At 71.0% G+C, this 25,187-nt stretch carries 23 protein-coding genes; 16 read left to right on the top strand and 7 right to left on the bottom strand.

All coding sequences use genetic code 11. The features are described from left to right. Positions 1–81: 81 nt before the first annotated feature. The 3 genes from AC4NMM_RS07405 (at position 82) to AC4NMM_RS07395 (ending at position 3,016) form a co-directional block, all read left to right on the top strand. The gene (locus AC4NMM_RS07405) at positions 82–1,437 is read left to right on the top strand and encodes a sulfatase family protein (protein ID WP_096392965.1); all 1,356 of its coding nucleotides are present in this window, start codon (positions 82–84) and stop codon (positions 1,435–1,437) included. 118 nt (positions 1,438–1,555) lie between these two features. Then, positions 1,556–2,653 carry a TrmB family transcriptional regulator gene (locus AC4NMM_RS07400; RefSeq protein ID WP_491923952.1) on the top strand — a complete coding sequence of 366 codons (1,098 nt, stop codon included), beginning with the start codon at positions 1,556–1,558 and terminating at the stop codon, positions 2,651–2,653. A gap of 39 nt (positions 2,654–2,692) precedes the next feature. Continuing rightward, positions 2,693–3,016 (top strand): BolA family protein, encoded by a 324-nt coding sequence (locus AC4NMM_RS07395; RefSeq protein ID WP_096392967.1) that lies wholly within the window; start codon positions 2,693–2,695, stop codon positions 3,014–3,016. Between the two features lie 135 nt (positions 3,017–3,151). Here the strand turns inward: AC4NMM_RS07395 and AC4NMM_RS07390 are convergent, their stop codons facing one another. Next, on the bottom strand, positions 3,152–3,814 hold the full coding sequence (locus tag AC4NMM_RS07390) for a hypothetical protein (protein WP_491923951.1): 663 nt from the start codon (positions 3,812–3,814) through the stop codon (positions 3,152–3,154). Positions 3,815–4,008: 194 nt separating this feature from the next. Here AC4NMM_RS07390 and AC4NMM_RS07385 point away from each other — a divergent pair, with 194 nt between their 5' ends. The 7 genes from AC4NMM_RS07385 to AC4NMM_RS07355 all read left to right on the top strand — a co-directional run bounded on the left by AC4NMM_RS07385 (position 4,009) and on the right by AC4NMM_RS07355 (position 12,694). Beyond that, a complete protein-coding gene (locus AC4NMM_RS07385; protein ID WP_491923950.1) occupies positions 4,009–5,418 on the top strand; it encodes a class II fumarate hydratase in 1,410 nt (469 codons plus the stop codon). 87 nt (positions 5,419–5,505) lie between these two features. After that, the gene (locus AC4NMM_RS07380) at positions 5,506–6,012 is read left to right on the top strand and encodes an OsmC family protein (RefSeq protein WP_096392970.1); all 507 of its coding nucleotides are present in this window, start codon (positions 5,506–5,508) and stop codon (positions 6,010–6,012) included. Positions 6,013–6,161: 149 nt separating this feature from the next. Then, a complete protein-coding gene (gene sucC, locus AC4NMM_RS07375; RefSeq protein WP_491923949.1) occupies positions 6,162–7,307 on the top strand; it encodes an ADP-forming succinate--CoA ligase subunit beta in 1,146 nt (381 codons plus the stop codon). Next, positions 7,304–8,173, top strand: coding sequence for a succinate--CoA ligase subunit alpha (sucD, locus tag AC4NMM_RS07370; RefSeq protein WP_049929456.1), 870 nt, complete (start codon positions 7,304–7,306; stop codon positions 8,171–8,173). Before sucC ends, sucD begins: the two co-directional genes overlap by 4 nt. A gap of 99 nt (positions 8,174–8,272) precedes the next feature. Then, positions 8,273–10,885, top strand: a complete 2,613-nt coding sequence (locus AC4NMM_RS07365) for a GAF domain-containing protein (RefSeq protein WP_491923948.1) — start codon at positions 8,273–8,275, stop codon at positions 10,883–10,885. Between the two features lie 73 nt (positions 10,886–10,958). Beyond that, a complete protein-coding gene (locus AC4NMM_RS07360; RefSeq protein ID WP_096392973.1) occupies positions 10,959–11,279 on the top strand; it encodes a helix-turn-helix domain-containing protein in 321 nt (106 codons plus the stop codon). Between the two features lie 80 nt (positions 11,280–11,359). After that, positions 11,360–12,694, top strand: a complete 1,335-nt coding sequence (locus AC4NMM_RS07355) for a tRNA (N(6)-L-threonylcarbamoyladenosine(37)-C(2))-methylthiotransferase (RefSeq protein ID WP_491923947.1) — start codon at positions 11,360–11,362, stop codon at positions 12,692–12,694. 44 nt (positions 12,695–12,738) lie between these two features. Here the strand turns inward: AC4NMM_RS07355 and AC4NMM_RS07350 are convergent, their stop codons facing one another. The 5 genes from AC4NMM_RS07350 to AC4NMM_RS07330 form a co-directional block, all read right to left on the bottom strand. Then, positions 12,739–13,908 (bottom strand): sensor histidine kinase, encoded by a 1,170-nt coding sequence (locus AC4NMM_RS07350; RefSeq protein ID WP_231899193.1) that lies wholly within the window; start codon positions 13,906–13,908, stop codon positions 12,739–12,741. A 63-nt stretch (positions 13,909–13,971) separates the two neighbouring features. After that, positions 13,972–16,080, bottom strand: a complete 2,109-nt coding sequence (locus AC4NMM_RS07345) for an AMP-dependent synthetase/ligase (RefSeq protein WP_096392975.1) — start codon at positions 16,078–16,080, stop codon at positions 13,972–13,974. Between the two features lie 96 nt (positions 16,081–16,176). Further along, positions 16,177–17,163: a DUF7260 family protein gene (locus tag AC4NMM_RS07340; protein ID WP_491923946.1), complete on the bottom strand. Its 987-nt coding sequence runs from the start codon at positions 17,161–17,163 to the stop codon at positions 16,177–16,179. A gap of 111 nt (positions 17,164–17,274) precedes the next feature. Next, complete coding sequence (locus AC4NMM_RS07335) at positions 17,275–18,117, bottom strand: eIF2B alpha/beta/delta subunit family protein (protein ID WP_491923945.1); 843 nt, start codon at positions 18,115–18,117, stop codon at positions 17,275–17,277. Between the two features lie 58 nt (positions 18,118–18,175). Further along, positions 18,176–18,898: a DUF726 domain-containing protein gene (locus AC4NMM_RS07330; protein ID WP_096392978.1), complete on the bottom strand. Its 723-nt coding sequence runs from the start codon at positions 18,896–18,898 to the stop codon at positions 18,176–18,178. A 261-nt stretch (positions 18,899–19,159) separates the two neighbouring features. Between AC4NMM_RS07330 and AC4NMM_RS07325 the strand changes: the two genes are divergently transcribed. The 6 genes from AC4NMM_RS07325 to AC4NMM_RS07300 all read left to right on the top strand — a co-directional run bounded on the left by AC4NMM_RS07325 (position 19,160) and on the right by AC4NMM_RS07300 (position 23,778). Continuing rightward, positions 19,160–19,639 carry a DUF7969 family protein gene (locus AC4NMM_RS07325; RefSeq protein WP_491923944.1) on the top strand — a complete coding sequence of 160 codons (480 nt, stop codon included), beginning with the start codon at positions 19,160–19,162 and terminating at the stop codon, positions 19,637–19,639. A gap of 80 nt (positions 19,640–19,719) precedes the next feature. Next, on the top strand, positions 19,720–19,932 hold the full coding sequence (locus AC4NMM_RS07320) for a hypothetical protein (RefSeq protein ID WP_491923943.1): 213 nt from the start codon (positions 19,720–19,722) through the stop codon (positions 19,930–19,932). Positions 19,933–20,604: 672 nt separating this feature from the next. Next, complete coding sequence (gene mch / locus AC4NMM_RS07315) at positions 20,605–21,543, top strand: methenyltetrahydromethanopterin cyclohydrolase (RefSeq protein ID WP_096392981.1); 939 nt, start codon at positions 20,605–20,607, stop codon at positions 21,541–21,543. A 27-nt stretch (positions 21,544–21,570) separates the two neighbouring features. Continuing rightward, the gene (locus AC4NMM_RS07310) at positions 21,571–22,101 is read left to right on the top strand and encodes a double winged helix-containing putative transcriptional regulator (RefSeq protein ID WP_096392982.1); all 531 of its coding nucleotides are present in this window, start codon (positions 21,571–21,573) and stop codon (positions 22,099–22,101) included. Between the two features lie 77 nt (positions 22,102–22,178). Further along, entirely contained in the window at positions 22,179–23,372 is a 1,194-nt protein-coding gene (locus AC4NMM_RS07305; RefSeq protein ID WP_096392983.1) for a potassium channel family protein, read from the top strand. Further along, on the top strand, positions 23,356–23,778 hold the full coding sequence (locus tag AC4NMM_RS07300) for a nuclear transport factor 2 family protein (RefSeq protein WP_491923942.1): 423 nt from the start codon (positions 23,356–23,358) through the stop codon (positions 23,776–23,778). The genes AC4NMM_RS07305 and AC4NMM_RS07300 overlap by 17 nt, the downstream gene beginning before the upstream one ends. Before the next feature lie 12 nt (positions 23,779–23,790). Here AC4NMM_RS07300 and AC4NMM_RS07295 read toward each other — a convergent pair whose 3' ends face one another. After that, positions 23,791–25,002, bottom strand: coding sequence for an iron-containing alcohol dehydrogenase family protein (locus AC4NMM_RS07295; protein ID WP_491923941.1), 1,212 nt, complete (start codon positions 25,000–25,002; stop codon positions 23,791–23,793). Between the last annotated feature and the right edge of the window lie 185 nt (positions 25,003–25,187).

Raw genomic sequence — 25,187 nt, 5'->3', positions numbered from 1 at the left:
GCTATAGTTACTAATCACAGTCGGACGCCCACGGAACGCGATCACGGCTATTTATGGGTGTATCGGGGGGTAGTGGTGGATATGACGGACGGAGCCGATTCCACTTCCGACGCGTCTGACCGCCCGAATCTCGTCCTCGTTCACTGTCACGACCTCGGTCAACACCTCGGCTGCTACGGGGCCGACGTCGACACGCCGAACATCGATCGGATCGCGGCCGACGGCGCCCGGATGGCGAACAGCTTCTGTACGGCCCCGCAGTGCTCGCCGAGCCGGTCCAGCATGATGACGGGCTACTATCCCCACGAGAACGGCGTCATGGGGCTCGCGCACATGGGCTGGGCGCTCGGCGACGGCTGGGAGACCCTCCCGAAACGCCTCCGATCGGCGGGGTACGACACGGCCCTGCTCGGCTTCCAGCACGAGGTCCCCGACGAGCCCGAGCGGCTCGGCTACGACTACGTCGACAGCGGGACGAAGCGCGCCCTCGGTCTCGTCGACGTCGTCGACGACTTCTTCGCCGGGCGCGCGGACGCGGACGATCCCTTCTTCGTCTCGATCGGGATCGAGGAGCCGCACCGTCCCTTCCGGCGTGAGTACCTTCCCGAGGAGACGTACGACGCGTACGACCCCGAGGAGATCCCGCTGGACGACTTCCCGTACCTCCCGGACGCGCCCGGCGTCCGCGAGGACGTCGCCGACCTCCGGTCGGTGATCTCGGAGGTCCTCGACCCGGCGGTCGGCCGCTACCGCGAGTCGCTCGCCGACCACGGGCTGGCCGAGGAGACGGTGTTCGTCTTCACGACCGACCACGGGCTGGCGATCCCGCGCGCGAAGGGCACCTGCTACGACCCGGGGATCGAGACCGCGCTCGTGGTCCACCGGCCGGGCGTCGTCGAGGGCGGCGCGGTCCACGACGCGCTCGTCACAAACGCCGACTTCACGCCGACGATGCTCGACCTGCTCGGGGTCGACGCGCCGACGGACGCCTCGGGCGAGTCGTTCGCGCCGCTGCTCCGCGGGGAGCCGCACGACGACCGCGACCGGATCTTCGCCGAGATGACGTGGCACGACCGATACAACCCGATCCGCGCGATCCGGACGGAGCGGTACAAGTACGTCCGGAACTTCTCCGTGCTGCCGAAGGTGTTCGTCCCGATGGACGTCGCGGCGACGGCCTCGGGGCGCGAGGTCCACGAGGAGTTCCACGTCCCGCAGCGCCCGACGGAGGAGCTGTACGACCTCGAGGCCGACCCCGAGGAGTCGGAGAACCTCGCCTCGGACAAGAAGCCGTTCGAGCCGGCGGCCGAGGCGAGCGACCCGGACCCGGCCCACGTCGACGCCCTCGACCGACTGCGCGACGAACTGACCGCGTGGATGGAGTCGACCGACGACCCGCTCCTCGACGGGCCCGTGCCGTACCCGGATGTCGAGTAGCCCGTGCCGGACCCGGATGTCGAGTAAGGCGTCGGTCGGCCTCCGACGCGCGGAGCCGGGGCGGCCCCCCGTCGCGGACTCGATGATTTTTAAACACCGAAGTGGGTACTTGATCGTCATGGACACCGAGGAACTCCTGGAGACGCTCCAGGCCGCGGATCTCTCTTACTATCAGGCGAACGCGTACGTCACGCTGCTCGAACTGGGGACCGCCTCAGCGACCGAGGTCGCACAGGCAAGCGACGTGCCGGACGCGCGGATCTACGACGTGCTCCGCGACCTCGACGACTTCGGGTACGTGGAGCTGTACGAACAGGAGACGTTCCAGGCGCGCGCGACCGACCCGGAGACGATCGTCTCCGGGCTCACCGACCGCGCGGCCGCGCTCGAATCGGCCGCCGGGGAGATCGAGGAGCGGTTCGAGCGACCGACGCTGGACACCCAGACGGTCAGCATCGTCAAGCGGTTCGACACCGTCCTCGAGGCGGCCCGGACGTTCGTCCGCGACGCCGACACCCAGATCCACGCGACGCTCACCCCCGACCAGTTCGACGCGCTCCGGGGCGACCTGGCCGACGCCCGCGACCGCGGCGTCACGGTCAACGTCACGATACTCGCCCTCGACGGCGACGAGCCGTTCGACGACGCCGACTACGAGGGCGCCGTGAGCGTCGCCCACCGACTCTCTCGGCCCGCCCCGTTCGTGCTCACCTCCGACCTCCGGCGCACGGCGTTCGCGCCGAACCCCGCGGCGGTCGAGGACTACGGCCTCATCCTCCGCAACCGGTCGTTCACCTACGTCTTCTTCTGGCACTTTCTGCTCTTCATGTGGCTCCCCTCGCCCGTCGCGTACGAGGCCGACGCGGCGGGCCCGAAGCGGTACGCCGACATCCGGCAATTCCTGCTGGAGAACCGCGACCGGATCCGCGGGGACGAGCCCTTCCACGTCGAGATCGAGGGACGCGAGACCGACAGCGACCGGTCCGTAACCGTCTCCGGCGAGGTCGTCGACGCCGAAAACCTCTCCGAGGGCGACGGCGGCGAGGACCGCGCCCCGAGCGTGCTGGCGCTGACCGGCACCGCGTCCATGATCGTCGACGACGGGGAGCGGCGGTGGACCGTCGGCGGGTGGGGCGCGACCTACGAGGAGGTGGAGGCGAACCGGATCCGGGTGACGGGCGTCGGCGCCGAACTCGGCTCCGAACCGACGGAGTGACGCCGGTCGACTTTTGCCCCTTCGCGACCGAGCGGGACCATGCCCATCGAACCCGACGCGGTCGCGGACCTCATCGAGGAGCACCTCCCCGACGCGGTCGCCCGCGTGACCGCGCCCCGGATCCACGACGACGAGGACGAGGACGCCCACTTCGCCGCGGTCGTCGTCTCGCCCGCCTTCGAGGGTGAGTCGCTCGTCGACCAGCACCAGCGCGTGTACGACGCGGTCGGCGACCACATGACGCGGTCCGTCCACGCCTTGGAGATCAAGACGTACACGCCCGAGGCGTACGCCGAACACGGCGACGGGACGCTCGACGACGACCTCCGCGAGGCGGGGCTGTTCCCCGTCGACGAGGCCTGACGGCACTGCCGCGTCCGCGTCGAGCGCCGCTTCTCAGCCTCCACGACGGTGTTATCCCAACTCGGTCGCGCTCGACCGAGCGCTCGTGACGCTCCCGTTCGCTTTTAAATAAGGCGCCGCGGCTCGGAGTTCCGGTCAGCCGTCGCCGGTCCCGCTCGCGGTCGGTCCGTCGGTCTCGTCTGCGGAGCCGTCGCCCGCGACGCTGTCGTCGCCGGCACCGTCGTCATTTGCGGCGCCGTCGTCGCCGGCGCCGTCGTCATTTGCGGCGCCGGCGCCGCCCGCGACGCGGTCGGCGACCAGTTCGGCGAGCGGGTCGACCGTGACCGTCAGCCGGGCGGCGAGGAACACCACGGGGACGAGTGCGACGAACAGGAAGGCGGCGTCGTACGCCCACGCCGCGCCGTCCAGCACGGGCACCGCGAGACCGGCGAGACCGCGGTACGCGACGAGGACGGCGCCGAAGACGACGAGCCAGTGGACCACGCCGCCCGCGTTCTCGACGACCCGGTCCGGGCGAGCGTCTCCCTCCGCGTCGGCCTCGCCGAGCGCCAGCCGCGTCAGCAGCGCGAACTTGGGCGCGGCGTACAGGAGGATCCCCGCCACCGCGAGCGCGACGACGGCCGTCGCGACCGCGGCGAACGTCACCGGGGCGAAGGGGACGAGCCGGTCGACGCCCGGCAGCAGCGTGACGACGGCGAGGACGCCGACTATCGCCAGCGCGCCGATCAGGAGCTTGCTCGTCGACCGGACCGTGTCGCGGTCGAGCGCCGTTCCGATCGCAGAGTCGTTCGAGCTCATGTGCGCCCGGCCGTTGCCGACGCAGCGGTATATAAAGGCGAAGCGTTTGCGCCGATTTTCGGCCGTTTTTGCTCGATTTATCTCCTCACCCGTTCCTCGCCGCGTGCTACCAATTAATACGGTACCGATGCGCACGTTCCCGCGCGCTGGCGCCTTCCAGTACCTTTTACAGCGTCTCGCGGGAAGGTCGGCGCATGGGTGACGACTACCGCACGGAGGAGGACAGCCTCGGCGAGATGCAGGTGCCGGCGGACGCCTACTGGGGCGCACAGACCCAGCGCGCCGTCGAGAACTTCCCCGTCTCGGGGATCCCGATGAGCCGACGGTTCATCCGCGCGCTCGGCGTCGTGAAGAAGGCGGCCGCGCAGGCGAACCGGGATCTTGATCTCATCGAAGAGGACACCGCCGACGCCATCGTCGCCGCCGCCGACGAGGTGATCGCGGGCGAGCACGACGACCAGTTCCCGGTCGACGTGTTCCAGACCGGCTCGGGCACCTCCTCGAACATGAACGCCAACGAGGTGATCGCCAACCGCGCCGCCGAGATCGCGGGCGCCGAGATCGGCGACCGCGTCGTCCACCCCAACGACCACGTCAACTACGGCCAGTCGTCGAACGACGTGATCCCGACGGCGATGCACGTCGCCGCGCTGGAGGCCGTCGAGAAGGATCTCGTGCCCGCGTTAGAGACGCTCCACGCCGAGCTCGAGGCCAAGGAGACGGAGTTCGACGGCGTCGTCAAGACCGGGCGGACGCACCTCCAAGACGCCACGCCGATCCGGCTCGGACAGGAGTTCGGCGGCTACCGGACGCAGGTCGCGAAGGGCATCGAGCGCGCCGAGGGCGTCCAGTCGAACCTCCGCGAGCTCGCACTCGGCGGCACCGCGGTCGGGACCGGGCTCAACACCCATCCCGAGTTCCCGGAGCTCGCGGCGGAGTACATCTCCGACGAGACGGGGACCGAGTTCCGCGAGGCGGCGAACCACTTCGAGGCGCAGGCGGCCCACGACGCGATGGCGGAGGGCCACGGCGCGCTCAAGACCATCGCCGGCAGCCTCAACAAGATGGCCAACGACCTGCGCCTGCTCGCATCCGGCCCCCGGAACGGCCTCGGCGAGGTCGAGCAGCCGGAGAACCAGCCCGGCTCTTCGATCATGCCCGGAAAGATCAACCCGGTCGTCGCGGAGTCGGTCAACCAGGTCCACAAGCAGGTCGTCGGCAACGACGCCGCCGTCTCGGCGGGCGCGGCCCGCGGCGAGATCGACCTGAACCTCTACAAGCCCGTCATCGCGCACAACTTCCTCGAGTCGGCGGAGCTGCTCTCGAACGTCGCCGAGACGTTCGGCGAGCGCTTCGTCGGGAAGCTGGAGGCGAACGAGGAGCACTGCGAGACGCGCGTCGAACAGTCGATGGCGCTCGCGACCGCGCTCAACCCCGCGATCGGCTACGACAAGGCCTCGAAGGTGGCCAAGAAGGCGCTCGCGGACGGCAAATCCGTCAAGGAGGTCGCCGTGAGCGAGGGGTACCTCACCGAGGACGAGGCCGACGAGGTGCTCGACCCCGAGGCGATGACCCACCGCGTCATCCTCGGCGACGAGAACTGAGCCGCGGGGGCGACGGCGCGGGCGGCCGCACGGTCCGCCCCGCGGGATCGGCAGAACGCTTTTCGGGTGCGCGTGTGAGTGCCGGACATGGCTGAGAGTGACTTACAGGCCGAGCAGGAGCCGTTGAAAAGGGAGTACGAGGAGAACCCCGAGGCGGCGCAGATCACGCTGTCCGCGACCGGCGAAGAGCAGGGCGACGCCCGGTCGTGTAGCGTCGACATCGGCCGGGCGATCTACGAGGCGGAGCTCCACGAGGGGGCCGGCGGGCCCGGCGGGGGCGCCTGCTCGGGCGACCTCCTCCTCGGCGCGCTGGCCGCCTGTTCCCAGCTGACCGCGCAGGCCGTCGCCGAGAGCTTCGGCGTCGACGCCGACGTCGAGGTCGAGGCCAGCGGCGACCTCGACCTCCGCGGGACGATGGGCGTCGACGACGAGGCGCCGGTGGGGTTCGAGGACCTCCGCCTCGACGTGGCCGTCGACGGCGACGTCGACGAGGACACCCGCGCGGCGCTGAAAAAGTACACCGAGAAGTACTGCGTCGTCTACCAGACGTTGGCGGACCCGCCGGACGTCGAGACGACGTGGACGTTCGACTGACGGCTGCGACGCGTTCGGGGTCGCGGGCGGGTCGGCGCGTTCGGGGTCGCGGGCGGGCCGCAGCGCTCGGAGCCACGGCGACCCCGCGGCCGCGCCGTTCGCGCCGAATCGGAACCATTTAAGCCGACGTCGGTACCGATCCCACACGGATGAAACTTCACGAGTATCAAGCGAAGTCGCTCTTCGCGGACGCCGGGATCCCGGTTCCGGACTCCCGGCTCGCGACGAGCGTCGACGAGGCCCTCGACGCCGTCGACGAGATCGGCTACCCGGCCGCGATCAAGGCGCAGGTCCACGTCGGAGGGCGCGGGAAGGCCGGCGGGATCAAGATCGCGACCGACCGCGAGGAGGCCGAGCGGTACGCCGAGGAGATCCTCGGGATGGACCTGAAGGGGTACACCGTCGATCGGGTCCTCGTCGAGGCCGGCGTTGACTTCGTCGACGAGCTGTACGTCGGCGTCACGATGGACCGCGGCGAGGGGAAGCCGGTCCTGATGGTGTCGACCGAGGGCGGCGTGAACATCGAGGAGGTCGCCGAGGAGAACCCCGACGCCATCGCCCGCGAGCACGTCGATCCCGCGTTCGGGCTCCACCCGTACCAAGCCCGCAAGGTCGTCTACGAGGCGGGCGTCGACGCCGACGTCGCGCTCGACGTGGCCTCGATCCTCTCGACGCTGTACGACCTCTACGAGGAGAACGACGCCTCCGAGATCGAGGTCAACCCCGTGATGATCACGAGCGACCGCGACGTCGTCGCCGCGGACGCCGTGATGAACATCGACGAGGACGCGCTGTTCCGCCAGCCCGAGCTCGCCGAGATGGCCGAGGAGTCCTACGAGGACGACCTCGAACGCAAGGCCGGCGAGTACGGCTTCGACTACGTCCGCCTCTCCGGGAACGTCGGCATCATCGGCAACGGCGCCGGCCTCGTGATGACGACGCTGGACCTGGTCGACTACTACGGCGGCGCGCCCGCTAACTTCCTCGACATCGGCGGCGGCGCGAAGGCCGAGCGCGTCACGCAGGCGCTCGACATGGTGTTCTCCGACGACAACGTCGACGCCGTCGTCTTCAACATCTTCGGCGGGATCACCCGCGGCGACGAGGTCGCCAAGGGGATCAACGAGGCCTTAGAGCGGTTCGACGAGATCCCCAAGAAGGTGGTCGTCCGGCTCGCCGGCACGAACGCCGAGGAGGGGATGGAGATTCTGAACACCGACCTCGTCGAGGTCGAGAAGACGCTGGAGGACGCGGTCCAGCGCGCGGTGAAGAACGCCGAGGAGGTGACCCAATGAGCATTTTCGTCGACGACGACACCAGAGTGGTGGTCCAGGGGATCACCGGCGGGGAGGGGAAGTTCCACGCCGGCCAGATGATCGAGTACGGCACGAACGTCGTCGCCGGCGCGGTGCCCGGCAAGGGCGGCCAGGAGGTCGACGGCGTCCCCGTCTACGACACCGTCGACGAGGCCGTCGAGGCCGAGGACGCGGACGCCTCCGTCATCTTCGTCCCGCCGGCGTTCGCCGCCGACGCCATCTTCGAGTCGCTCGACACGGACCTCGACCTCGCGGTCGCGATCACCGAGGGGATCCCGACCCAGGACATGGCGAAGGTGAACAAGCGCCTGAGCGAGACCGACACCCGCCTCATCGGCCCGAACTGCCCCGGGATCATCACCCCCGGCGAGGCGAAGCTCGGCATCCTCCCCGGCAACATCTTCTCCGAGGGGAACGTCGGCTTAGTCTCCCGCTCCGGCACGCTCACCTACCAGGTCGTCGACAACCTCACCGAGCGCGGGCTCGGCCAGTCGACCGCGATCGGCATCGGCGGCGACCCGATCATCGGCACCTCCTTCGTCGACGCCCTGGAGGCGTTCGAGGCCGACACCGACACCGACGCCGTCGTGATGTGCGGCGAGATCGGCGGCGAGGACGAGGAGCAGGCCGCGAAGTTCATCGGCGAGCACATGGACACGCCGGTCGCCGGCTTCATCGCCGGCCGCACGGCGCCGCCGGGCAAGCGCATGGGCCACGCCGGCGCCATCGTCTCCGGCTCCGGCACGGGCACCGCGCAGTCGAAGATCGACGCGCTCAACGACGCGGGCGTCCCCGTCGGCGACACCCCCGAGGAGGTCGCCGACCACGTCGAAGACTTCCTTTAAATAGCCTAGCGCGCCGGACCGGCACCGGACCGCGGCTCCGTTTTTCAGTTCCGATACACGAAGCGAAAGGTAAAATTACTGGTAGGGAAACACACGCACATGAATTCCGGTCCCGACGACACGCCGTCCGACGCCGGCGCGGCCGCGGACGACCCGTCGGGACCGCCCGCCGACGGCGCGAGCCGCGTCCTGTTCGTCGACGACGAGCCGGGGGCGGCGGACCTCGCCGCGACCCACGTCGAGCGGCTCGTGGACGGGATCGAGACGGTGACGCGGCTGTCGCCGGACGAGGCGTTGGACGTGGTCCGCGAGGGGCGCGTCGACTGCGTCGTCAGCGACTTCGACATGCCGGGGACGGACGGGCTCGAACTGCTCGACGCCGTCCGTTCCGTCGACCCCTCCCTGCCGTTCGTGCTGTTCACCGGCAAGGGGAGCGAGGAGATCGCGAGCGAGGCCATCTCCGCCGGCGTGACGGACTACCTCCAGAAGGGCGCAGGCCGGGACCGGTACGAGGTGCTCGCAAACAGCGTCGCGAACGCGCTCGGGCGCCGGCGGGCGGAGCGCGACCTCCGTGAGGTGAACGCCAAGGTCACGGCGATTCACGAGTTCGCGACGGAGTTGGCGTCGGTGACCGACGTCGCCGCGGTGTTCGATCGGACGGTCGACGCGGCCGAGGAGATCCTCGAGTTCGACCGCTGCGTCGCCGCCCGCCGACGCGGTGACCGGGTCGTCCCCGCCGTCCTCTCCGACAGCGTCAGCGAAGACGAGGTCCGCGCGTTCGAGGTCGGCGAGGGCGTCGTCGGGACCACGGTCGCCGAGCAGGAGACGATGGTGATCGACAACCTCAGCGTCGACCCCGCCGACCCGGACGAGCTGGAGGACCCCTCGTCGCCGGGTCGGACGGCGGCCGAGGCCGACCGGCGGGAGGGGTCGGACGTAGCCGATCCGGTCGCCGACGACATCCGGTCGGCGATCAGCGTTCCGATCGGCTCGCACGGCGTGTTACAGGCGGTCTCGAACGGATACGCCGCGTTCGACGAGCGGGACGTCGAGTTCGCGGAGCTGCTGGCCGCCCACGCCGCCAACGCCGTCGAGCAGATCGAGACGGAGAACGCGCTCCGCCGGGAGCGGGACCGGCTGACGGCGCTGTTCGACGACCTCCCGCTGCCGGCGGTGCGCACCGTCGCCCTCGGTGACGGCGGGCGTCGCCTCGACGCCGCCAACGAGGCGTTCGAGGAGACGTTCGGTCACGGCGCGACGGACGGGTACGAACGCGTCCGCGAAGCGATCATCCCGGACGGCGCCGACCGGCTCGACCCGGAGTCGGTGCTCGAACGCGACGAGCCCTCCCGGCTCGAGGTGCGTCGTCGGACCACGGACGGGCTGCGCGACTTCATCCTCCACGTGATCCCGGTCACGCAGCCGGACGAGACCGTCATCTACAGCGTCTACGCGGACATCGGCGAACAGAAGCGCGTCGAGCGCACGCTCCGGCGGCTCCACGCGACGACCCGCGAGATGTTCGGCGGCGAGGACCGCGAGGGGGTCGCGGCGGTGGCTACCCGGGCGGCGATCGACATTCTCGAGTTCCCGAGCAGCGGCGTCAGGCTGTACGACCCCGAGGCGAACGTCCTCCGCCCGACGGCGATAAGCGAGGAGGCGACCGCGGCGTTCGGCGACCGACCGTCGTTCGGTCCGGGTGACGGCCGCATCTGGGAGGCGTTCGACGACGGCCAGCCGGTCGTGGTCGACGACCTCGACGCCGTCGACAGCCCGGTCGGGTACGGCGAACACCGGAGCCTCCTCGTCGTTCCCCTCGGCGACCACGGCGTGATGCCGCTCGGGTCGCGCGAACCGGGCTTCTTCGACGAGACGGACCTCCAGCTGGCCCGCGTCCTCGCCGCGAACGTCACCGTCGCGCTCGACCACGCCGAGCGGACCGAGCAGCTCCGCGACCGCGACGCGGCGCTCCAGCGGGAGATCGATCGGCTGGAGAAGTTCGCGGGGCTCGTCTCCCACGACCTCCGGAACCCGCTCAACGTCGCCGCCGGTCGGACCGACCTGGCCCGGTCGCTGACGGACGACGCCGCGGTCATCGAGGAGCTCGACCGGGCCGAGGACGCGCACGACCGGATGAGCCAGCTGATAGACGATCTCCTCGCGCTGGCGCGGCAGGGCCGCACGGTCGACGAGATCGAGGCCGTCCCGCTGGACGAGGCTGCCGAACGAGCGTGGCGCACCGTCGACACCGGCAAGGCGACGCTCGACGTCTCGGCGGCGACGGCCGCGGTCGAGGCGGACCCGGAGCGGCTCCGCACGCTGTTCGAGAATCTGTTTACGAACAGTGTCGAGCACGGCTCGACTTACAGCCGGACGGAGTCCGGCGACAGCGTGGAACACGGTTCCACGGGCAGTCGGGCGGAGCCCGACGACAGCGGCGAGCACGGAACGGGCGGCGACGCCGGCGGGGACGCCGACGGCCTCACGGTCACCGTCGGGTCGCTCTCCGACGGATTCTACGTCGCGGACGACGGGGCCGGCTTCGACATCGATCCGGAGGAGGCGACGGAGTACGGCCGTTCAAGCACGGAGCGGGGGACGGGGTTCGGCCTCGCGATCGTGCGCGAGATCGCGGCCGCGCACGGCTGGGAGCTGTCGATCGACGGCGACGACGGCGCTCGGTTCGAGTTCCGCCACGGAACCGATATATAAAAACCCGGTTGGCGTGCGCACCGGGCGCACAGGCGGGCCACGGTTATGCGCGATTCGCCCCACTACGTTACGTATGGACGAAGGAACCCGCGAGCTGCTCGAACCGCTCCCGCCGAGCGCCAAGCTGGTCTACTACGTGCTCGACGCCGAGGGCCGGTTCGACCAGACCGGCCTCGCCGAAGAGACCCGCCTCTCGACCCGCACCGTCCGGTTCGCGGTCGAGAAGCTCACCGAGGTCGGGCTCGTCGAGGAAGGGTTGTGCCCCCGCGACGCCCGCCGCTCCGTCTATCAGGCCGTGCCGCCCGCGGAGCGCGACCCCGTCGACGAGCCGGAGGCGACCGCCGAGTCGGCCTCCGAGGCCGACGCGCCGGCCGCCGCGGTCGCCGAGGACTGAGCCCGAAGGCGGTCGACACCTCCGCAGACGTCCCGATCCGTCGCGCTTTTGCCCCCGGGACCGGTAGTGAGGGCACTCCGATGGCGACGTACCACATCGAAACCTACGGCTGCAGCTCGAACCGGGGAGAGAGCCGGGAGATCGAGCGCGCCCTCCGCGACGGGGGGCACCGCCCGGCCGACGGCCCCGAAGACGCGGACGTCGCCATCCTCAACACCTGTACCGTCGTCGAGAAGACGGAACGGAACATGCTCCGCCGCGCCGAGGAGCTCGCGGAGACGACCGCGGAGCTGGTCGTCACCGGCTGTATGGCGCTCGCGCAGGGCGAGATGTTCGCCGAGGCGGACGTCGACGCCGAGATCCTCCACTGGGACGAGGTCTCCTCCTACGTGCTCAACGGCGAGTGCCCGACGGTCACCCCCGACGCCGAGCCGGTCTTAGACGGCGTCGTCGGCATCCTCCCCATCGCCCGCGGCTGTATGAGCAACTGCTCGTACTGTATCACCAAGTTCGCCACCGGCCGCGTCGACTCCCCGCCGGTCGAGGAGAACGTCGAGAAGGCCCGGGCGCTGGTCCACGCCGGCGCGAAGGAGATCCGCGTCACCGGACAGGACACGGGCGTGTACGGCTGGGACGAGGGGGAACGCAAGCTCCCCGAGCTGCTCGACCGGATCTGCGACATCGACGGCGAGTTCCGGGTCCGGCTGGGGATGGCGAACCCCGGCGGGATCCACGGGATCCACGAGGAGCTGGCGGACGTGTTCGCGGCGAACGAGGAGCTGTACGACTTCATCCACGCCCCCGTCCAGTCGGGGTCCGACGACGTGCTCGAAGACATGCGCCGCCAGCACCGCGTCGAGAAGTTCCGCGAGGTCGTCGAGACGTTCGACGAGCGGCTCGACCACTGGACGCTCTCGACCGACTTCATCGTCGGCTTTCCCACCGAGAGCGAGGTCGATCACGAGCGGTCGATGGATCTCCTCGCGGAGGTCCGCCCCGAGAAGATCAACGTCACCCGCTTCTCGAAGCGCCCCGGCACCGACGCCGCCGACATGAAGGGGCTCGGCGGCACCGTCAAGAAGGAGCGCTCGAAGGCGATGTCCGAGCTGAAGATGGAGGTCGTCGGCGAGGCGTACGAGTCGATGGTCGGCGATCGGTTCGAGGCCCTCGTCGTCGAGGAGGGGACCGGCGACTCGGTGAAGTGCCGCGACGGCGCCTACCGACAGATCATCGTCCAGAACGCGACCGAACGCGGGGTCGACGTTGGGGACTTCCTCACCGTCGAGGTGACCGGGCACAACACGGTGTACGCGTTCGGCGACCCGGTCGACGAGGCGCGTTCCGACGCCGGCGGCGTCGACGGCGACTCGGTCGAGCGCGACGACCGGCCCGAATCGACAGCGTCCTCGGCGTAACGACCCGAGTCGCCCCGCCAGCTGGATTCCTCCTCCGCGCCCACTCAGGCGGACTCGTCCGGCCGCTGTCCCGTCGTCCCGGAATCGCTCGACTCCGATCCCCTTGACTTCGAACCCGCCCACTCCTCGGGCCCGGCGGCGTCCGGCACTCCGCCAGTGGCACCGTTCGATTCGGGCCGATCCGGGAGCCGGATCCGGACGACGGTGCCCCGCGGGTCGTTCTCCGCGAACTCGACCGTGCCGCCCGCCCGCGTGACCGTCCAGTATATCAGCCACAGCCCGAGTCCTTCGGTGTGTTCCAGCGGCGTCTCCTCGGCGTTTCGGAGCGTCTCTCGTTCGATCTCCGGGATCCCCCGTCCGGTGTCCGCGATCGAGAGTGTGGTCGCGTCGTCGTCCCGGCTCACGCGCACCGTGACCGTCACGTCGTCGTCGTTGTGTTCGATCGCGTTCCGCAGCGCCTCCTCGATCGCGAGCGGGAGCGACGGGTGCGCCCGGACGACGCAGCTGTCCGGGAGCTCCGTCCGGACGGCGACGCCGGGCGCCTCGGCGGTCAGCTCCGCCACTCGCTCCTCGACCACGGCGACGAGGTCGAACGACTGGCGCGACTCGGTCCGCCAGATCGACGCGATCCGGCGGGTCCGCTCGCTCGTCTCGACGAGGTCTTCGAGGTGGGTCCGAGCGATCGCCGCCCGCTCCGCGACCTCCGCGTCGTCCTCGACGGCCTCGATCCCGCCGAGGTAGCCGAGCGCGACCGACAGCTCGTTGCGGATGTTGTGGCGCAGCACGCGGTCGTTGATCGAGAGCAGGGTGGCGAGCTCCTGCGCCTCGGCGAGCTGTTCGTCGGCCTTCACCGCGTACGGTCCCGCGCGGGACCCGACCGCCGCGCCGAGACTCGCGGCGAACGAGATCAGAAAGGAGAGCTTGAACGCGTGGTGTTCGAGCAGCCAGATGAGCCAGACGACGCCCGCGAGCGCGGCGAACGAGAGGGCGGTCAGGGCCGCGATCCGAACTGCCCGCCACCGGCCGGTCAGGGATATTCCCCAGTCCGGAAGGTCGTACACCGTGTAGAAGACGAAGCCGGAGAGTCCGACGATCAGCGCCGACTCGAGCAGCGAGCCCACGCCGCCCCCCTGAAGCGCCAGGTGTCCGGCGCCGAGGCCGGCACAGAGGACGCCGAGCGCGGCGAACCCGACGCGAGGGGTGAGGGAGGTCATCGGGCGCCGTACTCCTCCCCGACGTTTAGGACTTTCTCGGGAGACCGGCCGCGACGGACGGAATCAATCCTCCTCGTAGATCAGCTCGACCTCGTCGGCGAACCGGTCCAAGATGTTCCGGCGCTTCTTCTTCATCGTCGGCGTGAGCAGGTCGTTGTCCTCGGTGAACTCCTCTTCGACGATCCGGAACCGCTTGATCTTCTCGTACGACTCGAACTCCTCGTTCACGCGGTCGACCTCCTCCTGAACCCGCTCGCGGACCCGGTCGTCGCGGCAGATCGCCGCGCGCTCGTCGGGCAGATCGATCCCCTCGTCGTCGGCCCACGCCGCGAGCCGCTCGAAGTTGGGCACGATGAGCGCGGAGACGAACTTCCGACCGTCGCCGAGGACGACGCACTGCTCGACGAACTCGTTGGCGGCGAACCGGTCCTCGATCGGCCCGGGCGCGACGTTCTTCCCCGTCGAGAGCACGAGCAGCTGCTTGGCGCGCTCGCGGAAGGCGACGTAGCCGTCCGGCCGGAGCTGCACGATGTCGCCCGTGCGGAACCACGGCTCCGCGGCGGCCGCCGCCGCGTCTTCGGTCGCCTTGCCGTCGTCGTCCGCGTCGTCGGCTCCGTCCCCGTCGACGCCGACGCGCTCGTCGGGCGGGGTCCCGGCGGTGACGGCGTCGTCGGGGAGATCGTCCGCGTCGACGAACGCCTCCGCGGTCGCGTCCGGGCGGTTCCAGTAGCCGTCGGTCACCTGCGGACCGCGGACGAGCAGCTCGCCCACGTCGCCGTCCAGGTCCGCGACCTCCTCGCCGACGACGGAGCCGTCGATCGCGATCTCGGTGTCGACGACCGGCGGGCCGATCGTGCCGACCTTCGGGGCCTCCGGCGGGTTGACGCTGATGACGGGCGAGGTCTCCGTGAGGCCGTACCCCTCCAGGATGGGCAGGTCCATCGCGTGGTACAGCGCGCACAGCTCGGCCGACAGCGACCCGCCGCCCGAGATGAAGAAGTCGACGTTGCCGCCGATCGCGTCCCGGACCGACGAGAAGACGAGGCGGTCGGCGACCGCGCGCTTGGCGTCGAGCAGGGCCCCAGGGTCGTCGGCCTCGTGGTGGGCGCGCCCGACCTCGACCGCCCACTCGAAGATCCGCTCCTTCACCGGCGACTCGCTCGCCTGCTCGCGGATCGCGTCGTACAGCTTCTCGTAGACGCGCGGGACGCTGGTCGTCGTCGTCGGGCGCACGAGCCCGAAGTCCTCCCGGAGGGTGTCGGGGCTCTCCGCGTACGCGACCGTCGCGCCCGCGGCGAACATCATGTAGTGGCCCGCCATCCGCTCGAAGACGTGCGCGAGCGGGAGGAAGGAGAGGGTTGTCGTCTCCGCGGAGATGCCGGGCACGTCCGGGTCGCGGTCGGGTCGGTCCGCGAACCGGCGGTAACACTGCGAGACGTTGTCCCGGAAGTTGGCGTGCGTGAGCCGGACGCCCTTCGGCTTCCCGGTCGTGCCGGAGGTGTAGATGAGGCTGGCGAGGTCGTCGACGTCATTCGCGTTGATCCACGACTCGTACGTCGCCTCGTCGAACGCGGCGGCGCCGCGCTCGTGGACCTCGCCGAGAGTGTACACGTCGTCGGCCGCCCCGGCGGCGCCGTCGCCGGGCTCGGCGTCCGCGGCGATCTCGTCGAACGTCACGACCGCGTCGAGGTCGTGGTCGAGGTCGTCGCGCACCGCGAGGACCTCGTCGAGCATCTCGCGGCTCTCGGCGACGACGACGGTCGCCTCCGGGTCCTCCAGCAGGTAGCGCAGCTGCCCCGGCGACGACGAGGCGTACACGGTCGTCACGACGGCGCCCGCGGCCAGCGCCGCGAAGTCGGTCTGGGCCCACTCCATGCGCGTCTGCGAGTACATCGCCACCCGCGTGTCGCCGTCGACGCCGAGCTCGCGGAACCCGGCCGCGAGGTTCCGGACGATCCCGCGCATCTCGGCGTACGTCAGGTCGGCGTACTCGCCCGCGGGCGCCCGCGGAACGACCCCGGCGGCGACGAGCGACCGGTCGTGGATTCCCCCCTTGTACCGCTGCGCGATCCGGTCAGCGTGTCGCTCCGCGGTGCGTTCGAACATCTCGGAGAGCGTCTCTCGGGCGACCGCGTCGTCCGTGAACGCCCGTTCCGCCGCTTGCCAACTCATACACGCTCACTCCCGCCCTACCTTCATAAACAATCCGGTAGTTTTGAGTTTCCCTTCGCACGGAGGGGCGTCGGGCGGTCAGGAAATGGGGTGCGGTCAGCGGCCGCCGGCGATCCGCGTGCCGACGCGGTCTCTGTCCGCGCGGATCCCGTCGGCGACCTCCGCGACCTGCGCGAGGACCGGGTAGCGCGGACCGTCGACGGAGCCGTAGAGGTAGTCGTAAAACGGGCGCTCGCGGTCCTCGTCGAGCGCCGTTCCGGGGGTCAGCGGCGGGTCGTCGAGCGAGCGCTGTCGATCGGCGGCGAGGTCGTCGCACTCCCGTTCGAGCTCCGACAGCCGGTTCCAGACGTCGATCGCCGCGTCGGTCTCGCGGCCGGACCGGATCCCCTCCAAGTGACCGATCAGCCGGCGGCGGCGGCGGTCGATCGACGATAGCGTCGCCTCTCGGTCGCCCAGCTCGTCGATCTCTTCGCCTATCGCGTCGGCGAGCCGTTCGCGCGCCCTGGCAGCGCGGCGACTTCGGTCGACGAGCGCCGACCGCGCGCCGCTCGACAGCCCGCCGTCGGACGCCAACGCGGTCGCGGTGTCCGGTCCGAGCTCCGCGGCCAGGCTCTCCGCGGCCGACTCGTCGTACTCGGCCCGGTAGTGGGGCAGCGACAACACGGTGTCGTGGTACGCGGACATCACCCGTCTGAGCGTGGCGTTGTCTGCGGCCGTCCCGTTCCCGGGACGTCGTCCGCCGCCGGGGCCGTCGAGTCCGCGGAGCGCGCCGGCGGGCACGCCGGACGGCGTCGCGTCCGTCGCGACGGAGACGGTGTCGATCTGCGCGACCCGATCGGCGAACGACTCGAACGCGTCCCGCTCGTCGAGCACGCGGCGTCGCTCGCGCCGGCAGGCCGACTCGGCGTCGCGGACGTACGCGAACGCGAGCAGCGCGAGCACGCCGATCAGCGCGACCGCCGTGATCACTCCCGGCTCGGTCGCAACCGCCCACAGCTCGCACACGCCGCTCGCGCAGTTCGCACCCGTCACCCCCTGATCTGGAATCTGAAAGACCGCCGTCGAACCCGGATGAACGCTCATTGTATCCGTTAACACGGTACACGCACAAAGCGCTTTGGGCCGTTCGGCGGCGCTCGACGGGGTACGGGGACGTTCAGTGGAGGGCGCTCGGGTCTCGCTCGGCTCTCGGCGTCAGTCGCGGACGCCGTCGTCGGTGATCACGGTGTCGATCATCCCGATCGGGGTCGCGTCGTAGCTGGGGTTCTCGATCTCGACGTCCTCGACCGGCTCGCGCATCACCTCGACGGCGTCGCGGAACTCGTTCTCGAAGCGGAACTCCTCGATGGTCTTCGCGCCCGAGCCGACCGCGGTGACGGGGACGCCGAGCTCGCGGGCGGTGACGACGAGGGGGAAAGTGCCGATCCGGTTGTAGTAGGTCCCGCCGGTGATACAGGTGATCCCGAGCAGGACGCGGTCGCAGTCGCGGAGCGCGTACCCCATCGCGCCGTCGACGACCATCCGCGTCTCGACGCGGGACATCCCCGCGAGGACGCGCGCGGTCTTCCGGCCCAGCGTCCGCGGGCGCGCCTCGGTGACGTAGACGGTGAGGTGCGCGCCGTCGCGCGCGGCGTTCTCGATCGCCTCCAGCACCGTCGTCGAGTAGTCGTGGACGAGCAGCGTGTCGCCGTCCTCGATGCGCTCGGCGGCGTTGGCGGCCGCCTCGCCCTTCGCCGTCTCGATGTCGTCGACGACGCGGGCGATCACGTCCTCCAAGAGCTGCTTCGCGCCCTCGACGCTCGTCGCCTCGCCGACGATGGAGCGTTCCACGTCGCGCATCGCGTTGTGGAGCGCGGCGTGAGAGGGGTTCGACCGGCGCAACACGCCCGCGTTGTGTTCGAGGTCGCGCTCGAACTCGTCGACGGTCACGTACTCGCGGTCCAGCAGGTCCGCGAGCGACCGCGTCGCCTTCACGGCCACCGCCGACGTGCTGTGGGTCCGCATCGCCCGTATCTCGGCGACGGTCTCGTCGATCATGCCCGAACGGTCGACCGCGCCGGTAAAAGGGGTTCCGGGGGAAAGCGGGCGGGGAAAACTATCCGAGACCGATCCGGTCGACCGCGCGCGGCAGACACCCCTCTCCGGGTTCGACGTACGAGTAATGGTCCGCGACCAGATCGGTGACGTCGACGTCCGCGTAGCCCGCCGGCGCGGTCGCACCCTCGGCGAGCCCGCCGTGCCCGACCGCTCGCGTTCGGTCCGACGCGCGGTACACCCAGCCGAGGACGCGGTCGTTCCGGCTGTGGAAGTTGTATAGGGGCGCGTCGAGCGCCGCGATCGCCGGACCGTACCGCCCGTCGATCCCGGCGCTGTCGTGCGGGATCGCGCTGCCGAACAGCGACGCCGACGCGAGGGCGTCCGTCCGCCCGCGGTCCGCGAGTTCGCGGAGCATCTCCCCCGTCACGCGGGCGCCGAGCGAGTGGGCGAACAGGTGGACCGGCCGGCCGTCGTCGTCCGCCCACGCCGTCAGCCAGTCGGCGAGCGGGACGGCGTTGGCGTCGGCGGTCTCCTTCGCCGGCTCCCAGTCGACGTTCGACGCCCACGAGTAGCCGATGACGGGGGGAGCGTCGGCCTCTCCGCCGGACTCCGTCGCCGCGTCGAGGCCGAGACGAGCGGTGTACGTCAGGTCGCGGGCCGACTCGGCGTCCGCGCCGAGCCCGTGGACGAACAGGACCACGGAGTCGGCCCCGTCGAACGCCCACGACCCCGACCGCTCCGTCGGGTCGTCGGCGTCGAGGCGCCCGCGGGTCGAGACCATCGGCTGCGTCTCGGGCGCCTCGTACCCGCCGGCGTCGCCGTCGAGCGCGTTCGCGACGTAGAGGCCGCCGCCCCCGAGGAGGCCGATTCCGCCCGCGGCGCCGTAGAGGAGCCGTCGTCGGGTGACGAGCCGGGAGGGGTCGTCCGATGCGTCCGAGCCGTCAGCGGGGGTATCGGATGAGATGTCGGATCGTCGCGCCGGACGATCAAATAGCTGACGCGCCGGCGACGGCTGTTTATAAATGGATACCGTACGAGGCGTATGAGCTACCCGGTCACGTACTACTGTCCGCACTGCGGGACGCTCGTCGCGCTCGAACGCGAGGGGTATCTCGCGGACAAGTCGGTGACGCCGTACCCGCTGGAGGGGTGGACGTACGTCGCGCCCGCGGAGCCGTTCGACGCGGAGGAGGGTGAGAACGATGATACTGCCGTTGAAGCCGACGGCGTCCGGTTCGTCTGCGGCGAGAGCGACGGCGTCGAGTGGGACCCGCACGACGGGGTTCGGGGCACCGACGTCGGCGGCGACGAGCCGTATCGGGAGCCTGACGAGGAGGGCGTCGGCTGCGGCGAGCCGTTCTACCTCTCGTTCGTCCGCTACGAGGAGGGCCGCGAGATCGACCCGCGGGCGGAGTCGGAGCCCGTCGAGATCAATCCCGACCCGCGGCCGAGCGGTCCCCGCGGTCCGCCCGGCCCCGGCGAGGCCGGCGGGCCCGGCGACTCCGACGGCGGCTTCTGGTGAGCGGTCGGAGCGACTCGCTTTCGGACGCCGACGCCCGTCACGCCGGAAAATACTTCAATTTAAACGTAGAACTGCCGCGCATGCCCGGCAGCCGATCGAACTCCCCGCTCGGGAGGGCCGTCGGCGCGGCCGTCGCCCTCCTCGCGGTCGCCCTCCTCGCGCTGGACCGCTGGACAGACCTGTCCGTCCCGTACGGCTACGACTCCGGCAGCACCGCGCTGTTCCTCGTCGGCGCGGCCGCCGCCGTCCTCGCCGTCGCGCTCGGCGGCTACCGGTACTTATCCGGTGAGTAACGGCCGTCTGAGCTGTCGGGGCGGTCCGGCAGTCCGGCGTCGATCTCGGTGACTTCGCATTTATAAGAAGTTGCCGTTGAACTGAGAGCGACGCTCTTCGCATCGCGAGGTTATTTTTAAATACTCGTCGGCAGATCGAGGGCGAACACCGCGAAAGTCTCTGCCGCTTCTTTATAAGTTGACGCTCACAGATCGACGGCGAACACCGCCAAAGCCCCAGCCGCGAGGCGGGCGCACGCTCGCTGCGCTCCTCACTCAGTCGCTCGCGCTGCTCGCTCTTTCGCTGCGGTGCTTACTTCGCCTGCGCCCGCCTCGCGACTGCCCCTTTGAGTCCCACCCGACCGCACAGCACCACCGGAAGACGGTCCTGCTCGCTCACTGCGTTCGCTGCGCGGGCTGCGACTTCCGTACTCCCGCTCGCTCCCTACGGTCGCTCGCGGGACCGCAGCCTCACACCTCCCCAGCCTCGTCAGTCGCCTCCGCTTCGCTCCGGCGACTGACTCCCTCGCGCGGTGCTGTTCGCGCCCTTCGGGCGCTCACAGGCACGCGCCGACCGCACCGCTCGTTTATAAATATCTGAACGCGAGACGCGTTCGATTTTACGTGGTCCGGAACCCCGGCCTGCGAGGCGAACAGCCAAACCCCTTAAACGGGGAGCGAGTACCCTCGCCCATGGAAAGCATCAACCGGACCGCGATCGAGCTGGTCGACGAGGCGCTCGACTTCGCCGGCGAGCTGGACGTCGTCGGCTACGAGCTGGACAACGGCGCCACCGTCGTCGACTTCGGGGTCGACGCGGCCGGCGGCGTCGAGGCGGGACTGCTGCTCGCGGAGATCCAGACCGCCGGGCTGGCGAACCTCCAGACCCGGATGGGCGAGCTCGCGGGCGCGCCGCGCCAGCACGTCGAGCTGTCGACCGACCACCCCGCCGTGGCGCTGCTCTGCTCGCAGAAGGCCGGCTGGGAGCTGACGACCGAGGGCGGCTTCGAGGGGCTCGGCTCCGGGCCGGCCCGCGCGCTCGTCGGCCGCGAGACCGAGTTCGAGCGCGTCGGCTACTACGACTCCTCCGAGTTCGCCACGCTGGCGATCGAGTCGACCGAGCTGCCCGACGAGGAGGTGGCCGAGCAGGTCGCCGACATGGCCGAGGTCGACGCCGACGGCGTGTTCCTCCCGACGTTCGCCACCGGCTCGACCGCCGGCTCCGTCACCACCGCGGCCCGCGCCGCCGAGCTCGCCGTCTTCCGCCTGCTGGAGGTCGGCTACGAGCCCACCGACGTGCTCCACGCCTCGGGCTCCGCGCCGCTCGCGCCCGCGACCCGCGACGAGACCGAGGCGATGGGCCGCACCAACGACGCCCTCGCGTACGGCGGCGAGGTCCACCTACAGGTCGCGCGCGACGACGACCGCTTCGACGAGATCGTCTCGACCGCCAGCGAGGAGTACGGCACCCCCTTCGTCGAGGTGTTCGAGGACGCCGACTGGGACTTCTACGATGTCCCCGAGAGCGTGTTCGCTCCCGCGCAGGTCACCGTCGACGTCGTCGACGGCCCCGTCTACACCGTCGGCGAGACCGACGAGGAACTGCTCGCGGAGTCGTTCGGCTACCGCTGACCGCCGCGTAACCCCTCTCACGCTCCCGTGCGACTCAAACCCGTCCCCGACCCCCCGGCCGATCTCGACGAACTCCGCGAGTACCAGCGCGCGGTGCCGCTCGTCCCGGGCGACACCGACGACTGCTGCGCCCGGCTCCGCCGACGCCGCGACCTCCCGGACCGGCAGACTGCGAACGACTGGCTCGCGTTCCTGCGCGCGCTCGGCCTCGTCGAGGAGACCGCTCGGGGGTTCGTCCGCGCGGACGCCGAGCCGACCCCCGAGCGCGTCCGCGAGGGGCTCCGCGACGGCGTCCTCCTCGTCCCGGAGGCGCTCGCGGCGCTGCGGGAGGTCTCGCTCGACGACCCGCTTACTCCGGACGATCTCTTCGCGGCCACCCGCGACCGGGTCCCGCGCCACGAGCGGGCCCGGAACCCCGACTGGGAGGCCGCGTGGCGCGACCGCGCGGCCCGGCTGCTGGGGTGGCTCGCGCTCGTCGACCTCGCGGCCCCGGTCGGCGGCGACGCGGATCCGGCCGCCGCCGCCGACGTCGGCTACGTCGCCGGCGACGCGCTCTGACCGGGCCGTCGGCTTCGCCGCGACCGTCTCGCCGCCCCCGCAACAAGCCTTTTACTCGCCGCCGGAGAGGGAGTCGCATGGGACGCTTCGACGGGCGCACGGTCCGCTACGAGCCGACGAGCGTCAAAGACCTGCTCGTCGAGATGAAAGACACCGCGGAGCTGCTGATCGACCTCTCGTACTCGGCGGTCCTCCACGGGAGCCCGACGGTCGCGCACGAGGTCGTCGAGCTCGAACACCGGATGGACGTGCTCCAGATGCGCGCCCGGATGAGCCTGATGCTCGCGGCGCGGAACCCGAACGAGGCGGAGACGCTCGCGCCCGTCCTCGGCGTCATCGCCGCCGCCGACAAGGTCGCCGACGCCGCGGGCGACATCGCCAAGATCGTCACCGAGGAGATCGGCCTCCCCGACTCGATGCGGGGCGCGCTCTCGGCGGGCGTCGAGACGCTCGTCCGCGGGACGGTGGCCGCCGACTCCGCGTACGCCGGCCGGACGCTCGACGACATCGACCTCGAATCCGTGACCGGCGTCCGCGTCATCGCGGTCCGGCGCGACGAGGACTGGATCCTCAACCCCGGACCGACGACCCGGCTGAAGCCGGGCGACGTGACGCTGCTGCGCGGCCCCGAGACGGGCGTCGCGGACGTCTACCCCGAACTGAGCGGTGAGCCGTTCGAACCCGACCCGCCCGCGGAGCCCGCGATCGACGACCTCGAACGCGCGGTCGACTCGATCGTGTTGATGAAGAACCTCTCGGAGCTCGCGGTCGACCTCGCGTACGGCTCGGTCCTCTTCGACAACGAGGAGCTGGCCGAGGAGGTGAACAACTTGGAGATCGAGGTGGACGCGCTCCAGTCGCGCTTCGAGGCGTGGACGCTCCGGGCGGCGGCCGAGGCCGACGACCCGGTGTCGCTGCGCGGGCTCATCCACCTCGGCGTCGCGACCGAGGAGATCTCCGACGCCGCGCTCGCGATCACCGAGGGGGTCCGCCGCGACCTCGACGTCCACCCGGTCGTCGAGATGGCGGTCCAGGAGTCCGACGAGATCATCACCCGGACCGTCGTCGCCGAGGGCAGCGACCTCGACGGGACGGCGGTCGCCGACGGCGTGCCCGCGACGGACATCTCGACGAGCGTCCTCGCGATCCGGCGCGCGGACGACGAGTGGCTGGTCGGCCCGGACATCGACACCACCCTCCGGGGCGGCGACGTGATCATCTCGAAGGGGACCCGGACCTCCGCCGAGGAGTTCGATGCCCTCGCGGCGTGAGGGCGGGGAGGCGGCGCCGGCCGCGGACGAGGAGGGAGAGGCGGTGGCGCCCGGGGATTCGAACCCCGCCGCCCTCGCCCGGGCCTACTACGACGCCCTCGACGCCGGCGAGTACGACCGGCTGCGGTCGCTGCTCGCCTCCGACTTCGTCCAGCGCCGCCCCGACCGGACCTTCGAGGGGCGCGACCGCTTCTTGGCGTTCATGCGCGACGATCGGCCGAACACGGACACGACCCACGCGGTCGACGGCGTCTACCCGGCCGGCCCCGGCGTGGCGGTCCGCGGCCGGCTGCTCGACGCCGACGGCGAGGTGCTGTTCGGGTTCGTCGACGTGTTCTCCGTCGATGAGGACGACGGGCGGTTGACCGCGCTGGAGACGTACGCGGCGGAGTCGTCGGCCGACTGAACCCCTCCGCGCCTACCAGGCCGCGCGCAGCACGCCGAGGATCCCGTCCGCGGTCGCGTCGAGGTCGGCCGGCGCGCGCTCCATCGGCGGGTCCTCTGCGACGAACTCGGCGATCGCCGGCAGGTCTTCCTCGTCGGTCTCGGGGAGGTCCCGGAGCCGGCTCGGGACGTCGAGCGCGTCGCGGACCTCGGCGACCGCCTCGACGACGTCCTCGGCGATCGCGTCGTCGTCGCGGCCGTCGGTCGGGACCCCCAGTCCGGCCGCCAGCGCCCGGCGGCTCGCGTCCACCTCGTCGAAGAGGTACGCCAGCGCGTGCGGCGCGACGACGGCGTGGATCGCGCCCTGCTGGACGTCGTAGCGGCGGGCGAACCCGTGGCCGAACGCGTGGATCACGCTGATCTTGCGGTCGAGTTGGACGAGCAGCGACCCCACCACGGCGCGGTCGGTCGCGTCCTCGCCGCCCGGCCGGTCGCCGGCCACGCGCGGGAGGGCGTCCGAGAGGAGCCGGAGCCCGTGGACCGCGGCCGCGTCGCTCACCGGGTCGGCGTCGCGGGCGTACGGCGTCTCGATCCCCTTGTCGAAGCCGTTCATCGCCGACCCGGCCAGCACCGACCGCGGGGTCGTCTCGAACAGCGCGGGGTCGGCCACGTCCGCGACCGGCCACGCGCCGCTCCCGCTGACGTTCACCGGCTGGCCGGTCGGCGACTCGTCGGCCGAGAGGATCTCCAGCGATCCCCCGGTCGAGACGTCCGCGCCGGCGAACGTCGTCGGCACCACGACGAACGGGAAGGCGGGACCGCTCCCGGGCGCGAGGTCGCCGAGCGCGTCCGGCCCGGCCTCCGCGTCGTCGCGGATCTCCCCGAGATCGCGGCCGTCGGCCGCGAGCAGCGTCGCCTGTCTGGCGATATCGAGGCTGGCGCCGCCGCCGACCGCGACGAGGGCGTCGGCGCCGACCTCGGCCCGCGCGTCGAGCAGGTCGTAGGCGGTCTCGACCCGCTTGTCGGGGCTGGTCCCGTCGAAGACGCCGGCGAGGCGGTCGCCGAGGCCCCCCCGGATCGGGTCCATCAGCGCGTCGTTCGCGCCCGTGTTCGAGCCGCAGACGACGAGCGCGTCGTCGAGGCCGCGCTCGCCGAGCCAGCGGCCGAGGTCGGCGATCCGCCCTCGTCCGTACCGGATCTCGCAGCCGCGGTGGACGTGTTCGAAGGTGTCCGCGATCGGTAGCATCGGGAGGGGGTACGCGGGGGCGCGGCTTGTAGCTGTGGGAAGGGACCGCATGCTGCGCTTCGGTCACGGGACGAGGCCCGGCGGCGCGCCGGCTCGGATCGCCGCCGCGTCCGGCGACTGCGGCGACTGCGCTCACGCCCGCGCGCGTGCGCCGGCTTTATAACCCGACGGCGATTAGCGACGGT

The organism is Halorubrum sp. SD41 (assembly GCF_058630335.1).
This window is presented reverse-complemented; position numbering and strand designations above follow the sequence as displayed.

What these genes read in the sequence shown, in the direction of transcription:
- AC4NMM_RS07405 (WP_096392965.1), top strand. Translation starts at nt 82, where the DNA reads ATGACGGACGGAGCCGATTCCACTTCCGACGCGTCTGACCGCCCGAAT.
- AC4NMM_RS07400 (WP_491923952.1), top strand. Translation starts at nt 1,556, where the DNA reads ATGGACACCGAGGAACTCCTGGAGACGCTCCAGGCCGCGGATCTCTCT.
- AC4NMM_RS07395 (WP_096392967.1), top strand. Translation starts at nt 2,693, where the DNA reads ATGCCCATCGAACCCGACGCGGTCGCGGACCTCATCGAGGAGCACCTC.
- AC4NMM_RS07390 (WP_491923951.1), bottom strand. Translation starts at nt 3,814, where the DNA reads ATGAGCTCGAACGACTCTGCGATCGGAACGGCGCTCGACCGCGACACG.
- AC4NMM_RS07385 (WP_491923950.1), top strand. Translation starts at nt 4,009, where the DNA reads ATGGGTGACGACTACCGCACGGAGGAGGACAGCCTCGGCGAGATGCAG.
- AC4NMM_RS07380 (WP_096392970.1), top strand. Translation starts at nt 5,506, where the DNA reads ATGGCTGAGAGTGACTTACAGGCCGAGCAGGAGCCGTTGAAAAGGGAG.
- sucC (WP_491923949.1), top strand. Translation starts at nt 6,162, where the DNA reads ATGAAACTTCACGAGTATCAAGCGAAGTCGCTCTTCGCGGACGCCGGG.
- sucD (WP_049929456.1), top strand. Translation starts at nt 7,304, where the DNA reads ATGAGCATTTTCGTCGACGACGACACCAGAGTGGTGGTCCAGGGGATC.
- AC4NMM_RS07365 (WP_491923948.1), top strand. Translation starts at nt 8,273, where the DNA reads ATGAATTCCGGTCCCGACGACACGCCGTCCGACGCCGGCGCGGCCGCG.
- AC4NMM_RS07360 (WP_096392973.1), top strand. Translation starts at nt 10,959, where the DNA reads ATGGACGAAGGAACCCGCGAGCTGCTCGAACCGCTCCCGCCGAGCGCC.
- AC4NMM_RS07355 (WP_491923947.1), top strand. Translation starts at nt 11,360, where the DNA reads ATGGCGACGTACCACATCGAAACCTACGGCTGCAGCTCGAACCGGGGA.
- AC4NMM_RS07350 (WP_231899193.1), bottom strand. Translation starts at nt 13,908, where the DNA reads ATGACCTCCCTCACCCCTCGCGTCGGGTTCGCCGCGCTCGGCGTCCTC.
- AC4NMM_RS07345 (WP_096392975.1), bottom strand. Translation starts at nt 16,080, where the DNA reads ATGAGTTGGCAAGCGGCGGAACGGGCGTTCACGGACGACGCGGTCGCC.
- AC4NMM_RS07340 (WP_491923946.1), bottom strand. Translation starts at nt 17,163, where the DNA reads ATGAGCGTTCATCCGGGTTCGACGGCGGTCTTTCAGATTCCAGATCAG.
- AC4NMM_RS07335 (WP_491923945.1), bottom strand. Translation starts at nt 18,117, where the DNA reads ATGATCGACGAGACCGTCGCCGAGATACGGGCGATGCGGACCCACAGC.
- AC4NMM_RS07330 (WP_096392978.1), bottom strand. Translation starts at nt 18,898, where the DNA reads ATGGTCTCGACCCGCGGGCGCCTCGACGCCGACGACCCGACGGAGCGG.
- AC4NMM_RS07325 (WP_491923944.1), top strand. Translation starts at nt 19,160, where the DNA reads ATGAGCTACCCGGTCACGTACTACTGTCCGCACTGCGGGACGCTCGTC.
- AC4NMM_RS07320 (WP_491923943.1), top strand. Translation starts at nt 19,720, where the DNA reads ATGCCCGGCAGCCGATCGAACTCCCCGCTCGGGAGGGCCGTCGGCGCG.
- mch (WP_096392981.1), top strand. Translation starts at nt 20,605, where the DNA reads ATGGAAAGCATCAACCGGACCGCGATCGAGCTGGTCGACGAGGCGCTC.
- AC4NMM_RS07305 (WP_096392983.1), top strand. Translation starts at nt 22,179, where the DNA reads ATGGGACGCTTCGACGGGCGCACGGTCCGCTACGAGCCGACGAGCGTC.
- AC4NMM_RS07300 (WP_491923942.1), top strand. Translation starts at nt 23,356, where the DNA reads ATGCCCTCGCGGCGTGAGGGCGGGGAGGCGGCGCCGGCCGCGGACGAG.
- AC4NMM_RS07295 (WP_491923941.1), bottom strand. Translation starts at nt 25,002, where the DNA reads ATGCTACCGATCGCGGACACCTTCGAACACGTCCACCGCGGCTGCGAG.